The following is a 14952-nucleotide window of genomic DNA, read 5'->3' as shown; positions in this document are numbered from 1 at the left end:
TCCACCTTTAGCCTTGTTCTCCCGTAACTTCAATATCGGCATCGAATTTAAATACATAGGCAGCGATCAGCCAGATAATCCAGCAATTCAGCCCAAAGAACAGATAACCGAAATAGCCCAGAACCGGCATCTCGGAGAAAATATGAAATTTGTCCAGATAAGGCACCGAGTATTTCCAGTAATTCGGATTGGTAGGGGCATCGTCATGGAACCACTCACTGCCAAAGTTCCAGAACTCCCAGAAGAAGCCGTTGAACAAAGTAGCCAGTCCCACCAGAATGACCTTGGACCAGTCTCCGTTCTTCACCGGGGTGAAGGGAGTCCAGTAACCGGCAAGCGCCATCGCTGCGGACAGCATCGGAACCAGCGCAACCCACAGCACCCAGAACAGCAGGTACGGATAATAGCCCATGCCGAAGGCCAGGATCAGCCCGAGAATATAGTAGATGATCAGCCACATGCGTGATACGTTCAGCTTAGGCCCATGACTATAACGGTTGCGGAACAGACGGAAGGTCTTGAGGAGTAAGTACCATTCGAAGATGGCCGGAAGAACGGTGGTGTAGGATAAAGAGAACCAGAACACATTGCCGAAGTTAGAGAATACTTCATTATTAGGGTAATACCAATTCTCCAGCACGAAGAAATTCAGGTATTCAAAAGCAAACCAGCTGAAGCAGGACACTACCGCGAGCAGCTGCATTACATGGGGCTTGCGCGAGATGATTGAGGCTCCGCGATTTCTCCGGTAGACCAGCCCGTCCAGAATCAGAATAAAGGACCACCAGAGGGGAACAAATGTGTAATGCTCCAGTGAGATAAAGAGCTTCACCCGGGCCCACATCAGGAACCAGCTAAGCGCAAGCACCGGCAGGCTCCACCAGAACCAGATAGGGAAAGGGGTGGCCGCCCCCGCCTTCCGGGGTGCCTCTTCCGTCTTCTTGAAGCCGAACCAGCGGGGGAATACCAGGACCAGTGTGATGATCAGAGCCACAACACAGGCGAGTGAGAAATACAGCAGGCTGAACCCGGGGTCAGCTTCGACCTTCTGAGCAGGGAAATCCCCATAACCGGGCGGCATCCCTTTCCATTTCGCCAGACTTCCGAGTAACGGGAGCAGAAAGATAAGTCCGAAGGTAACGATCAAGAATACTGTCTTTTTCCATGTTTTCATTGCGCAAAACCCCGCTTATGTATGTAGTTGAAAGTCGAATTTTGTTGATAATCGCTAATATTCGATAACACTCCAGTTTATTCCTGCTGGCCGCACACAAAAAAATGCCCCACCGTCCACTTCCATGACGTATGGAGCATCTGTGCGGGGCAACAGAACCCATTATCCCTTCAAATCCAGCTTCATGCTCAGTGAGCGTATCCCGTGCTCTTCTTCCTCTTCACCAAGTGATATGAATCCCTGGGAGGCATAGAAGCCAATAGAATTCGGAGAAGAGTTCACCGTGATCTGCGTGCTCCCTCCCCGTCTCATCCGGTCAACCGCATGCCGCAGCAAGGTCTTGCCGATTCCGGTTCCCTTATAAGCATTTTTAACGAACAGGAGAGAAATATGCTGATGATTGCGCAGTTCTATGATTCCTGTAACCTCTTGCCCGCTAAGCGCGATGTAGATCTCATGATCCTCCTGCATCCGCCTGACAATGGCGGCAAGCTCAATGTACCTGTAGAATTCAATAACACCCTGCGCCGAATAATTGGCGGCAATATGTATATCAAACGCCTCCCGGATCAAGGGAGTGATCAGCTTCTCCTCACCCGGCAGCAACTGTCTGATCACTGTCATACGGCATTTCTCCTTTAGTGTGACTGGCCAGCGACAACTCTATAATAATAGCATAATTCAGGGAAATTTGCCCATTAATAGTTGCAGGTGTACACTGGATTCCGGCGAATTCTATATTCTTATGATGAATTAATATTTATATGCGGGGTGTATCGATGCAGCGATTTATGATAGGTCAATATGGAGGATTTGATTACAGTAAGTTCCACAAGGATTTCAAAGCTGAATTCTATGGTATAGAGGCTTGTTCTTTCCCCTCCGATGAAGATTGTCAGACGCTGATTGAAGCAGCACAGAAGCACAGATTCCATACAGGGGTCCATTATCCGCTCCGGGCCAATCCTGCCAGACTAAGAGATGCCCTATTTCTCTCACCGGATGATTACGAGCGTTCTGAAGCATTCCAGCAGATCCAGGAAGAGCTGGATTATATGGTGAGGCTACAACCCGATTACGTATTATTTCATTATCCGAAGCCAGTCATCTTAGATTCACGGGTGGACTGGAGTACTTGGCGATTTGCTGACCGGAGGGAATATATCCATGAGGTTGACCTTTCTCTAAATGAACTGATACAGCACAGTAAATATCTCTTTGAATGGCTTAGCCGGAAGGGCCGGGAGTACCGGTTCCAACCTATTTTGGAGTTCGACGGACTGAACAGTTACGTTTACCAGCATGATTTTCTGGAACAGCTCTTGCTTGCCTATCCGGATATTAAGCTATGTCTGGATACCGGCCGATTGTATCAGCAGGATAAGCTTGACCCTAATTTCGATGCCCGTGCCCTTCTGAGAAAATACACCAAGTATGCGGCATTGATCCATCTGTCGAATGTTCAGATTAACGAAACCATCCAGCACGGCCATTATCCGGTCCTGCCGGAGTTAAGCACCGGGGAGGGCTGGGCCCCGATCGAAGACTATCTGAGCATCATCCGTGCGGAGAACAGCGAAGTGAAAATCATGTTCGAGCATCGCTCAGACCTCATCTCCGCGCAGGATCTGAACCGGTGTTATGCTTGGGTAGATCATATCCTCAACGGAGTCCCCGAGAATCCACCGGCTTCACCAGCACGATGAAGGCACAGCCCGCCCCGAATATTTGTGAATGTGCAGGCACATGATACAATGTGACCGTAATGTGGTGTTTGTCCCATAATTAACTTTAGAGGAGTGACAGCTGTGGCAATCAATGTGTACCTGAATTTCAATGGCAATACCCGAGAGGCTGTAGAATATTACGCTGAAGTGTTCGGGACCGAACCTCCGCATATCATGACCTTCGGCGAGGCTCCGCCAGATCCGTCCCATCCTGTACCGGAAGAAGCCAAACACCTCGTCATGCACGCCAATCTGATGATTGCCGGCAGCCCGGTCATGTTCTCTGACGTATTCCCCGGCATGCCGTTCACGGAAGGGAATAATATCAGCCTAACGGTGACAGATACCGATGAAGAGAAGATTCGTCTCTGGTTCAACAAGCTGAAGGAAGGCGGAACTGTTCACATGGAGCTGCAGGAGACCTTCTGGAGCAAGGCCTACGGGAACCTGAAGGATAAATTCGGCATCCAATGGCAGCTCAGCCACGACAACGGCCAGAACGGCTAACTCCCTTAGGTAGTTTCCTATTCACAAAAGGGCTTAGGATATGACGCTTCTTCCCTTGGGAGGACGGCATATCCTTTTTTATATGTCCTCGTAACCGCAACATCTCAAAGTTGTAACCTGATTTTTAATGCGCTTACATCCTGTTCTATGTTTTAATTGTAATAACGTTATGTACTTCATCCTACTGTAAAGGAGACTAACCTATGGAAATATCCTCATTTTTGCTGCCCAAGGATCAGGTTGCGTACATCACCTCCTCGATCTCCATGCGGGAAGCGCTGGAACAGCTGGAGAATCATTATTATTCGGCCATTCCGATTATTGACGATGCCGGTAAATATGTTGGGACCTTGTCGGAGGGCGATCTGCTATGGAAGCTGAAGAATACCGACGGTCTGAGCTTCGCGAATATAAACGAGGTGACCGTCGGCACCATTCAACGTCATGTGCATAACGAGAGCGTCGAAATCCACGCGCAGATGGAGGATATGCTGACCCTGGCAGCAGACCAGAACTTCGTTCCGGTAGTGGACGACAGCGGAATCTTCCTCGGTATCATCCGCCGTAAGGATATCATCGAGTATTACACACGCAATATTACCGATTAGCAGCATGCGCCACATTGCAGGATCAAGTGATTCAACCGGAAGCAACGGCAAAGGCAGGACCATCCTGTGAAGGGCGGCCCTGCCTTTGTTCAAGTTAACAGGTCTAAATGATTTCAAACACATTGGTCAGGCGGGTCAGCTCAAAAATCTTCCGCACATTGTCATTGAGCCCCGTCAGCCTTATGGTGCCTCCAGCCTCTACGCATTTCTTGTAGGAGCTGACAATCACTCCAAGACCCGTACTGTCAATGAAACGGCAGGTCCCGAAATCAAGCAGGAAGCTTGAATGTCCCCCAAGAATATAACCCCGTACTGCCTCCCTGAACTGACCGGCTTCTTCAACCGAGAACAGCTCCGGCATCTCAATGATCATCTCGCTCAAGCTACTCACCCCTGATTTTAAATTTCTCTACAAGAATCTCCAGCTCATTAGCCATGGCACTGATCTCCTGAGCGGAGGCCGCAAAATTATTGACCGTTGCTGCCTGCTCTTCTGTAGCGCTGGATACATTCTCTGTGTTTGCTGCCGCGAGTTCCGAGATCGTTCCCATGGAATCAATCAGCTTGATGATCTGGTCAGAGGTAGCTACTTCATCTCTGGTAATATCCAGAATCTCCTGCACATTGTCCGTGATCATCTCAACAGATTGTATGATATGGACGAAGGCCCGGTCCGTCTCATTCACGATGCTTACGCCGCTCTCTACTGCTCCGGCCGCACCTCTCATCGAATCTACGGCCTCGGTGATCCGCGAGATCATCTCGTTGACCAGATCCGTAATCTCACCGGCATTGGTGTGGGTCTCATCCGACAGCTTCCGGACTTCACCGGCCACCACACTGAAGCCCCGGCCGTGCTCTCCTGCTCTCGCGGCTTCAATTGCCGCATTCAGAGCCAGCAGATTCGTCTGCTCGGCAATCTTGTTGATGGTACCGGTAATTGCGGATACCTGCTCCGACAACCCGCTGACCGTATACAATAATGCTTCGGTCTCTTTGGTGCTGCTGTGAATGGTATTCATTGCTTCTACGGTATGAATGACTCTGGCTCTGCCTTCCTGTGCCGCCTGATGGGTAGTCTCCGCATTGCCGGAGGTAGCCGACGCCTTGCTCTGCGCCAGCTGCACCAGACTGGAGAGCTGAACGAGCACCTGGGAAGCATTGATGACCGACTGGTTGTTGTTCTCTGCGCCGGATGCAATCTCCTGGGTACTGGAGCTGATTTCCTGAATAGAGGCGCTGATCTCCTCTGAAGATGCCGCCATCTCCTCGGACATGGAGGTGAGGGACAGGGAACCCGCTCTCACTTTCTCAATAATTGCCTCCTGTTTGTCAATCATGGTGTTGAACGATTCACTCAGCAATTGGAGCTCATCCCCGGTTTGAATGGACGTATGAACGGTCAGGTCGCCGTCACCTGCCAGACCCATCGCCCGCTCCAGCTTCCGGATCGGATTCACAATATTCCGGGTGGTGAAGAAATACGCTGCCGCCATAGCTACGGCAATACAGACCAGGATGAGGATCAGCGTAGTGTTACGGATTTCGGCTGCCGGAGCCATGTATTCCTCCACATTTGCCGTTGTGGCTACAACCCAATGGCCTGCGGGCTGAAAAGAAACATATTTATGTACGCCTTCATAGGTGTAGAAGCCATGCGCGGTGTCTCCCGCCTTCATCCGCTGGACCAGCGCATTCAATTCAGCATTGCTGCTGCTGTCCAGCTTCTCCTTCAGGACCTTGTCCTGCTCCGGATGCGAGACGATGAGGCCGGTACGGTCAAGCATATATCCGTATCCATGCTCTCCTATCTTCACCCCGGTAACTGGCGCAGCGATGTTCTCAAACAAGGCGGTTCCGATCAGCACGCCGGTAATCTGATCCTTCACCCGCAGCGGTCTGGCGATCGCTACAATGTACTGATTCGTCTCCCGTGACAGGATAACCTCACTGACTGTGTCCTTGCCCTGCAGCGCTTCCTGGAAGTAGGGACGGTCCTTCACATCTGACCCCTGCTCCCCGGAGCTGCTGGTCATCAGCACCCTGCCGTTTGTATCTGCGATAATCAGCGATTCCAATAGCTTGGTGTTGTCTTTCTGCACACCGGAAATATACTGAAGCGCTGTGCTTTTGAGGGAGGCTACAGACGGATTCCCGGCAAAATCGGCCAATACGCTGTTCATGCTGGCGATCCCCAGATTCGTGCCAACCGCTTCAAGCTCAGCATCCACCGCCTTCGCAGAAGAAGCCGTGGTCCCTCTTAATTCCTCTTCAATCGTCTTCTGCAAGGCACCGGATGCCAGCTGATAGGACACATAGCCGGATATGCCCAGCGGGATACTGATAATCAGAAACAACAGGATGCTCATTTTAACTTTTAAACTTAATTTCACAGAACTCTCCCCTTCTTGACTCTATAAGGAACAGATACTCTTGCTGATGTACATCGTATGATGTATCATCTCAGCACTGTCCGAGAAGCAGCGGATCAGATACAAGCCCCGGCCCCCTTCTTCCAGCAATTCATCACACCCGACAGCCTCCGGGAACACCACCTTGCCGTCCCCGGCCCCCGAATCCTCAATCTGCAGCTTAAGCAGCTGATCCATAAGCAGATATCGGATGGTAATCGGCTTGCTGCAATCGCTGAGGTTCCCGTGATAATAGGCATTGGTCACCGCTTCGATCAGAATCAGGCGGATATCAAAAGCATAGGCTTCGAGGTCAAGCTCCCGAATAATTCCGTCAATGATTATCTGATGATGCTCCAGACCGTGAAGCATCACTTCCTTATGAATAGCTTCCATGGCCCACTCCTTAACAATTCTGAAATCTTCGCTCTGCTGATGTTCCCGCTGACACTCTGCACTCTCTGCCTTCTCTTCCCTGGTCTTACAGCAGCAGCGCTCCCCGGCCGTCACTTGATATTCAGGCTGAGCCAGGTGCAGTCGTCCTGCAGAGCAGCCCCGGCAAACTTCTCCAGAAGATAACTGTGCTCCCGCCCGAGCTCTTCTGGGCTGAACAGCAGCTCCATTCCGTCACTATAGAAGCAAAAGCGGTCTCCGGACTCGAACGGAAGGATCTCCTCCTCAAACTCACTGCTCTCAAACATGCCGAGCGGTGCCCCCTTAACGGTGACTCTCTCCATGCCCCCGCCCCGGGGGACATAGAGAAATTCATTAATCCCGGCTCCGGCAGCCTTCAGCCGTCCTGTCTTGAAGTCGAGCAGGAAGCAGCAGCCGGCGACATAATCCTCACCCAGATGCTGCAGCGCTTTGGAATTCAGATCGTTCAGCACCTGCAAGGGGTCCTGTGAACAGGACAGGCTGTCCATGAACAGTACCCGCAGGGCCGAGATATTCAGCGCGGCCGTAATCCCCTTCCCCGTCACGTCGCCGATGAAGCCGATGACCTGCTCTTCATTAACTTTATGGAAGATGAAGAAATCACCGCTTAAGGTTCTGGCCGGAATGTAGAGCTTCTCCAGAACCGCCTTGCTGGAGAGCGGAAAGGATACCGCATGCCGGTGCTCTTGAAGCCGGACCGCCCGCTCCATCTCCCTCTTGCTCTCGGTGATATCCCTGAACACCAGCTGCAGCGCCTTGGCCTCCTCATAAATAACCGGCACGCCCGAAATTTCAAGGTCAAAGATGCGGTTGTCCTGCTGCCTGATCAGCCGCTGCTCAATACGGAAGCGTTCCTTCAGGAGGCCTGTTGTCTTCAGCTTGTTATGCTCCGCACTCTGGAAGTACACTTCCTCGAAGAAATCCTCGATCCTTCGGCCGATCAGCTCCTGCTTCGGATTGCCGAACATCCTCTCAGTCTGCTTGTTGGCGAACAGGATCGTGCCCCCGCTGTAGACCAGGATGGGCTCGGGGCAGAGCTCGACCAGATCCCTGTACCGCTCCTCGCTTTCTCTGAGCCGCTGCTCCGAGCGGACCCGTTCGCTGATATCATGAATTACGGTGTACACGCAATTCTTGCCCAGCATCGTCATCATGCCGGTATGAACCTCCACATCGATGGGCTCCCCGCCGGCCAGGATATGGCGGTCGATGAACACACGGTTCTTCCCGTCCATCTCTTCAGGCAGCGCCTTATCCACAAACTCCTGAACCCCCGAAGTCCGGTCAGCGGCCAGATCACAGATCCGGAGTTGCCTGAATTGCCGGATGCTGTAGCCGTAGAACTCACAGGCTGCCCGGTTCGCATCAGTAATTCCGCCACTCTCCGGGTCCACCAGCAACGTAATGAGATGATTGTTCTCATAGATGCAGCCATAATGCTCCATACACTGCGCCGGACTCGGGGAGCGATGCAGATTCTTACACGGTTTATCGGTTGCCATTACACAAGCCTCTATTCTATTCAGCATTAAAGTCTACCCATTATATGCAATAAAAAAGAGTCAAGCCGTGAATTCCGACACAGTTAGACAGAAAAACCCGGTCTGCGGCATGAAAACATGACCACAGTCCGGGTTAATCTTACAATCTGCATGAAGTTATCAGGCTGAAGCTTAGCCTTACAGCTCTGTCAGAATAATGGTCCCCTGCGGGGTGACCGCCAGCGTATGCTCATACTGGGCCGACAGCCCCCCGTCAATGGTGCGCGCAGTCCATCCGTCTGCATCCACCTTGGTCCGGTAGCTGCCGGTATTGAGCATGGGCTCAATGGTGAACACCATGCCTTCCTTAATCCGCGGACCTTTGCCGGCCGGGCCGTAATGAGGCACTTCAGGTGCTTCGTGCATCTCGGAGCCAATCCCATGGCCGATGAAATCCCGGACTACGGAATAGCCGTTAGATTCGGCATAGACCTGGATAGCATGTGCTACGTCGCCTATGCGGTTGCCGGCTACAGCCTGCTCGATACCTTTGAACAGCGATTCCTTGGTCGTCGCCAGCAGCTTCTCCGCCTGCTCACTAATCGTACCCACTCCGTAGGACCAGGCCGAATCCGCCAGCCAGCCGTTCAGGTTGACTACCATATCAATCGTTACAATATCTCCATCCTTCAGCTCCTCATGCTTCGGGAAGCCATGGCAGATGACATCATTCACAGACGCGCAGGTGGCATACGGGTAACCGTGATAGCCTTTTTGCTCCGGGGTTGCTCCTTGGGAGAGGATGAACTTCTCGGCAAACTGGTCGATCTCCCAGGTCGTAATTCCCGGCTTGATCAACCCGGCAATCTGCCGGTGGCATTCTGCCAGTATTTTGCCGGCTGCCCGCATCTTCTCAATCTCTTCCATCGATTTCATAATGATCATTCAATTCGCCTCTTCTGTACAGAATCCATTACTCACTATATATAATGGCTCTTGATTATAATGGGGTCGTGCTACTCTATATTATTTGAACTTCCACACCCTTAAAGGGCGGGATTCTTAGCTAGTTAGCAGGCGCATCCGTTTCCGCTTTGCCCTACTGCTAAGTTAAGGGCGAGTTCATTCGCCCATCCTAGATCAGAGCTTATAGCTATCTAGGCTGGTAGACTGTTACCATCTGCCACAGGTTGACGCATGATGTTGATTGCACCGACTCGATCCCGATGTGCTGTATAACCGCAGTCGCACTGATACGTTCGATCCTTTGCTTTGTTCCGCTCTCCACAAGAGGGACAGGTTTGCGAGGTGTATGCCGGATTCACTTCAAACACTTGGATTCCAGCAAGTGCCGCCTTATATCCAATGAACATTTGCAACTGATAGAACGACCATTGATGCAGATTTTTAGCGTTTTTACGACTTGTTCTTGTCGTCTTACGAATTTTAGTCAGTTTCTCCAGCTTGATGACAGACACCTTTTCTTGAATCGCCATATTCACGATCTGGCGGCTGATTTTGTGATTCTGATCTTTCATAAAACGACGTTCCTTGTCGTTCTGTTTACGGATCGCGGATAACTTTTTAAGCTTTCCTAATTTGCGGCGATAGCTACTGTACTTACGGCGAACAAACTTGTTTTTACGTCCGTTTCCGCAAAATGTTGTCTTCCCGCTAGAAGTTACGACAACAGCAGGCACTTTCAAGCCTAAATCAACTCCCATCACTTCATGACCATCGGCTGGCTTAGTGGGGCATTCGATTGAAATTTGAACAAACCATTTCGCTGATTTTTGAACCACGCGCAGAAGTCCAAGCTTCCCATTCGAAAGGATGTCTCGCTCCCGATCCGAAAGAAGCGCAGGAACCACAAGACGTTGTACTTTTCCATCCAGGATTACTGGGAACGAAATGTTGTTGCCCCAAATCGTATAATTTTGATTGTTCACGTAGTACACCCTCTTTTGGAGAAGAGGTCGCTTCTTCGTTTTCTTGAACCGCTGAAATAGGCTTTTGGCGTCTCGAATCACTTGATTCTTTACGGCAGAGGGTAGATTGGCATGAACGGTTTTTGAAGTTAGTTTCGGAAACGTTCCAGACCTTTCAGCTTGCTCCGTTAACTCGTTGACGGTTCGAATATATTCGCCCCCCATATCTACTAATATAGACGGACGGGGTGGAAAAATGCGGATTTGAATCGTTACGGTTTGCAGGGTCTCACCCCCTTGTTTTTTGTCCCTCAACATATCGTTTGATCGTTTCGCTTGAAAAGTTCCCTGCCGTACTGACCAAGTATGAACGAGTCCAGAGGGATTGCAAGTGGTTCAAGTGCTTAAATTGTTCACGGAGGCGCCGGGAAGTGATTCCTTTGAGTTTCGCCATCAGTTCTGCAGGAGAATCGGTGGGCAGTGCGTTTAGAAAAATATGCACATGATCAGGCATGACTTCCATTGCTAATAGCTGCCAATCCTGTTCGGCACATATCTCTGTAACGATTTGCTTAAACTGAATCTCGACTTGATCGACTAGCACTTTACGTCTGTATCTAGGGCAAAAAACAAAATGATAGTTAATGAAGGATACGGTTGTTTTGGTATTTCTGTAAGCTTGTCTCATACCTAGATTGTAGCATTTAAACAATTTAACTGCTACAAGAACACGCGCTCATTTAGTACAATTTTTACAACATAAGGATGTTTATTGAACAAAAACGGTTCATCCCAACCCTAAAGGAGTGGGCTTTCTCGACCAATTTCTGTAAGGAAATTGCCAAAAATCCAAATCCGCACAACAATTAAGCCTGTCTTCCGCCAAAAAAAAGCAGAAAACAGGCTCATGCCTAACGTTCTTCCTCAATAAGCGGCTGCGGTCAGTCGTGGAAATTGAGTCCCGACGTAACCGCCTTGACATATCCGCTGCGGACCACATAATCGCCGAAGTGCTCACCGGCATTGCGCTCTCTTGCGTAGCTATGAATAATCGGCCCCAGGGTGTCCAGAATCTCCCGCTCGTCAATGTTCTCCTTGTACAGCTTGTTCAGCCGGTCTCCGGTAAAGCCTGCACCCAGGTACATATTATATCTGCCCGGACCTTTTCCGATAAAAGCAATCTCGCCCAGCGCCGGTCTGGCACAGCCGTTAGGGCAGCCGGTCATACGGATGATAATCTCTTCATTACGCAGCCCGGCTTCATCTATAATAACCTCCAGCTTATCCAGCAGGTGCGGCAGATAACGCTCCGCCTCCGCCATGGCCAGCCCGCAGGTCGGCAGGGCTACACAGGACAACGCACTTCTGCGTAGTGCAGAATGATGGGCACCATCGGTCAGCCCGTATTGCTTGGCAAGCTCTGTAATCTTGCGCTTCTTCGCCTGGGTCACACCGCCGATAATCAGGTTCTGGTTCGGGGTCAGCCGGAAGTCTCCGCTGTGAATCTTGGCAATCTCGCGCAGGCCGGTCATCAGCGGGTAGCCCTCCTGATCCTGAATCCGTCCGCTCTGGATATAGAGCGTCAGGTTCCATTTGCCGTCCATCCCCTTCACCCAGCCATAGCGGTCGCCATTATGATCGAAATGATAGTCGCGCGCCGGCTCCAGCGTCCAGCCCAGCCGTTCGTGCAGCTCTCCCTTGAACCACTCCAGCCCGTGCCGGTCGATCGTATACTTAAAGCGGGCATTCTTGCGGACCGAACGGTTGCCGTAATCCCGCTGGATCGTAACTGTCTTCTCCGCCAGATCAATCATCTGCTCCGGACGGCAGAAGCCGATGATCCGCCCCAATTGAGGATACGTATTCGTATCGCCGTGCGTCATCCCCATGCCGCCGCCAACTGATACGTTGAAGCCGGCCAGCTTGCCTTCCTCCAGAATGGCGATGAAGCCCAGATCCTGGGAGAACACATCCACATCATTAGATGGGGGAACCGCCAGGCCAATCTTGAATTTGCGGGGCAGGTAGACCGGGCCGTAGATCGGCTCAACCACCTTGCTGTCCACGACCTTTTCGCCGTCCAGCCAGATCTCATGATACGCGCGGGTACGCGGCGCAAGATGATCGCTGATTTTGTTGGCCCACTCTTGAACCTCAGCATGAACCTCCGACTGATAAGGGTTCGGACCGCTCATCACATTACGGTTAACGTCTCCGCAAGCCGCAAGTGTGGTCATCAGGGTATCGTTGATCGTTCTGATCGTCTTCTTGAGGTTCCACTTCAGCACCCCGTGCATCTGAAAAGCCTGCCGCGTCGTCAGGCGCAGTGTCCCGTTGCCGTACTTGTGAGCCAGCTCATCCATGACTAGCCACTGTGCAGCCGACGCCACACCGCCGGGCGCTACTACCCGCAGCATGAACTGGAAAGCCGGCTCCAGCTTGGAGCGTTCCCGCTCACTGCGCAGGTCCCGGTCATCCTGCATGTAGCTGCCGTGGAATTTCAGCAGCCGGTTGTCATCCTCCGGCAGCCCTCCTGTAATCGGATTGCTAAGGGTATCGACAAGCGCCCCGCGCAGATAATTGCTCTCCAGCTTAATATGTTCAACATCACTCGGCGGTCCGCCAATCGGCTTCACCACTGGTTCATTGTTTGCCATTGCTGATTCTCTCCTCTTTCGCTTAAGTCCCGCTTAATAGACATCCCGCTGGTAACGCTGCTCCTGCTGAAGGGTCTCCAGATAGGCGGCAGCCGCTTCCGGACTTAGTCCGCCTTCCTCCTGGATCACTGTAAGCAGTGCGGAATGCACATCATGGGCCATATGCTTCTCATCGCCGCACACGTAGACATGCGCCCCTTCCTGCAGCCAGCGGTACAGCTCCTTGCTCTGCTCCAGAATACGGTGCTGTACATACACCTTCTCCTCTGTGTCGCGTGAGAAGGCCACATCCAGCCTGCTGAGGACACCGTCCTTCAGCATCCGCTGCCAATCCGTCTGGTAGAGAAAGTCTGTAACGAAATGACGGTCTCCATAGAACAGCCAGCTTGGACCCTCAGCGCCCTGCTCCTCGCGCTCCTCCAGGAAGGAACGGAACGGGGCAACGCCCGTTCCCGGACCGATCATAATTACCGGTACACTGGAATCAGCGGGCAGCTTGAAGTTCGGATTGTTCTGGATATATACCGGCAAAGTGGCACCCGGCTGTACACGCTCAGCACAATGTACCGAGCAGACACCGTAACGCTCACGGCCATGTGACTCATAACGCACAGCCCGCACCGTGAAGTGTACTTCATCCGGGTTGGCATTATAGCTGCTGGCAATGGAATACAAGCGGGCCGGAAGCTTGCGCAGGATGGTCACGAAGATGCTGGCCGGAGCATTCCAGGGTCCATAGTCTTGAATAAGATCCAGCAGATCCCGGCCCTGGATATACTCCTTCAGCTCCTGCTGCCGCTCAGGGGCCAGCAGTTCTTTCAGGGCAGATGCAGAGGTAAGCCCGGCAGCCTGCTCCAGGAGCGGCTTCGTCAGCACCGTAATTTCATAATGCCGCAGCAGCGCTTCCTGTAGCGTACCTTCTTCCCCCTTCTTGTTCAGCGGAACACGTTCATCCGCATTCCAGTCCATAGCTGCAATAATATCTTCTACCAGCTGCGGGTGGTTCTCGGGATAGACACCAAGAGAATCCCCCGGCTCAAAGGTAATATTCGATCCGGCAAGCGACAGCTCCAGATGGCGGGTCTCACGGTCTGAGCCGCGGCCGTTCAGATTCAGATTCTCCAGTACTTCGGCATGGAAAGGATGATTTCGTGAATAGGCGGATTCCAGTGACTCTGCGCTCTCAGCAGCCTGAACCGCTGCATCCGCAAATCCTGCAGCATTCTGCGCTCCGTTAAGCGCGCTGATGACCTGGCCGAACCACTCGGCCACCGGCTCATCATAATCGAGGTCGCAATCTACACGCGGGCTTAACCGCTGTGCGCCCAGCTCCTCCAGCTTCTGATCGAAGTCTTTCCCGGTCTGGCAGAAGAATTCATAGGAGGTATCGCCTAGCGCGAGTACCGAGAAGCGCAGGCCTGGAAGCTGCGGAGCTCTTTTGCTGTAGAGGAATTCATGGAAGGCACGGGCATTATCCGGCGGTTCCCCCTCGCCATGGGTGCTGACCAACAGCAGCAGGTTCTCTACCTTCTTCAGTCCGTTCGGCTTGAAGCTGTTCATAGCGGCCACTGTAACCTGGAAGCCCTGCTCCTCCAGCTTGCGGGAGAGGCTCACGGCCAGCCGCTGGCAGTTGCCGGTCTGGGAGCCGAACAATACGGTCACTTCACGCGATGCTTGCTGCGAAGCGGCTGTTGCCGGCTCTGCTACTACTGCTGGAGCAGCGGGGGATACGGCCTGGACGCTTGTTCCCTGGTTACCCTGCAGCGACAGGGCAGATAAGTACCCGCTTAACCATACCTGCTGTGAAGGTGTCAGCGTGGGCAGAAGCTGGTTCAGCAGCTCTGCCTGGTTCTCATTAAAAGGACTGTTTGTAACTTGTAGTTGCAACAATATCGACCTCTCCTTAGCGTGCAATCTTCTTTCCTCTTAATATCATGAACTCAGGCTAACACAATACCGGCAAACGATCAACGAATCTTATAACAGGCATCATGTTCATTAAAAGGTAAATACTTGCATAAAAT

At 52.0% G+C, this 14952-nt stretch carries 14 protein-coding genes; 3 read left to right on the top strand and 11 right to left on the bottom strand.

From position 1 onward, the window contains the following. Window positions 1–7: 7 nt before the first annotated feature. Window positions 8–1174 carry a small-conductance mechanosensitive channel gene (locus tag MKX42_RS13755; protein ID WP_340752978.1) on the bottom strand — a complete coding sequence of 389 codons (1167 nt, stop codon included), beginning with the start codon at window positions 1172–1174 and terminating at the stop codon, window positions 8–10. A gap of 162 nt (window positions 1175–1336) precedes the next feature. Further along, on the bottom strand, window positions 1337–1798 hold the full coding sequence (locus MKX42_RS13750; RefSeq protein WP_340752977.1) for a GNAT family N-acetyltransferase: 462 nt from the start codon (window positions 1796–1798) through the stop codon (window positions 1337–1339). Between the two features lie 155 nt (window positions 1799–1953). On the opposite strand from MKX42_RS13750, the gene MKX42_RS13745 reads away from it, so the two are divergent. The 3 genes from MKX42_RS13745 to MKX42_RS13735 all read left to right on the top strand — a co-directional run bounded on the left by MKX42_RS13745 (window position 1954) and on the right by MKX42_RS13735 (window position 4016). After that, entirely contained in the window at window positions 1954–2880 is a 927-nt protein-coding gene (locus tag MKX42_RS13745) for a TIM barrel protein (RefSeq protein ID WP_340752976.1), read from the top strand. A 102-nt stretch (window positions 2881–2982) separates the two neighbouring features. Next, the gene (locus MKX42_RS13740) at window positions 2983–3408 is read left to right on the top strand and encodes a VOC family protein (protein ID WP_076084946.1); all 426 of its coding nucleotides are present in this window, start codon (window positions 2983–2985) and stop codon (window positions 3406–3408) included. 203 nt (window positions 3409–3611) lie between these two features. Then, a complete protein-coding gene (locus MKX42_RS13735; RefSeq protein ID WP_340752975.1) occupies window positions 3612–4016 on the top strand; it encodes a CBS domain-containing protein in 405 nt (134 codons plus the stop codon). A 103-nt stretch (window positions 4017–4119) separates the two neighbouring features. Here the strand turns inward: MKX42_RS13735 and MKX42_RS13730 are convergent, their stop codons facing one another. The 9 genes from MKX42_RS13730 to MKX42_RS13690 form a co-directional block, all read right to left on the bottom strand. Then, window positions 4120–4389 (bottom strand): STAS domain-containing protein, encoded by a 270-nt coding sequence (locus MKX42_RS13730; RefSeq protein WP_340757687.1) that lies wholly within the window; start codon window positions 4387–4389, stop codon window positions 4120–4122. Window positions 4390–4399: 10 nt separating this feature from the next. Next, window positions 4400–6409, bottom strand: coding sequence for a methyl-accepting chemotaxis protein (locus tag MKX42_RS13725; RefSeq protein WP_340752974.1), 2010 nt, complete (start codon window positions 6407–6409; stop codon window positions 4400–4402). Window positions 6410–6430: 21 nt separating this feature from the next. Beyond that, window positions 6431–6823 carry an ATP-binding protein gene (locus tag MKX42_RS13720; protein WP_340752973.1) on the bottom strand — a complete coding sequence of 131 codons (393 nt, stop codon included), beginning with the start codon at window positions 6821–6823 and terminating at the stop codon, window positions 6431–6433. Between the two features lie 110 nt (window positions 6824–6933). Continuing rightward, complete coding sequence (locus MKX42_RS13715) at window positions 6934–8364, bottom strand: PAS domain S-box protein (protein ID WP_340752972.1); 1431 nt, start codon at window positions 8362–8364, stop codon at window positions 6934–6936. A gap of 177 nt (window positions 8365–8541) precedes the next feature. Next, on the bottom strand, window positions 8542–9288 hold the full coding sequence (gene map / locus MKX42_RS13710; RefSeq protein ID WP_036733023.1) for a type I methionyl aminopeptidase: 747 nt from the start codon (window positions 9286–9288) through the stop codon (window positions 8542–8544). Window positions 9289–9500: 212 nt separating this feature from the next. Then, window positions 9501–10589, bottom strand: coding sequence for an RNA-guided endonuclease InsQ/TnpB family protein (locus MKX42_RS13705; protein WP_340752971.1), 1089 nt, complete (start codon window positions 10587–10589; stop codon window positions 9501–9503). Further along, on the bottom strand, window positions 10561–10959 hold the full coding sequence (tnpA, locus tag MKX42_RS13700; protein ID WP_340752970.1) for an IS200/IS605 family transposase: 399 nt from the start codon (window positions 10957–10959) through the stop codon (window positions 10561–10563). The genes MKX42_RS13705 and tnpA overlap by 29 nt, the downstream gene beginning before the upstream one ends. A 253-nt stretch (window positions 10960–11212) precedes the next feature. Beyond that, window positions 11213–12928: an assimilatory sulfite reductase (NADPH) hemoprotein subunit gene (gene cysI, locus MKX42_RS13695; RefSeq protein WP_340752969.1), complete on the bottom strand. Its 1716-nt coding sequence runs from the start codon at window positions 12926–12928 to the stop codon at window positions 11213–11215. Between the two features lie 33 nt (window positions 12929–12961). Beyond that, window positions 12962–14815 (bottom strand): assimilatory sulfite reductase (NADPH) flavoprotein subunit, encoded by a 1854-nt coding sequence (locus MKX42_RS13690; protein ID WP_340757686.1) that lies wholly within the window; start codon window positions 14813–14815, stop codon window positions 12962–12964. Window positions 14816–14952 lie beyond the last annotated feature (137 nt).

It is taken from the genome of Paenibacillus sp. FSL R7-0204, from assembly GCF_038002225.1.
GTDB lineage: Bacteria > Bacillota > Bacilli > Paenibacillales > Paenibacillaceae > Paenibacillus_AQ.
The sequence above is the reverse complement of the archived record's forward strand: the minus strand, read 5'-3'. Positions and strand labels throughout refer to the sequence as shown.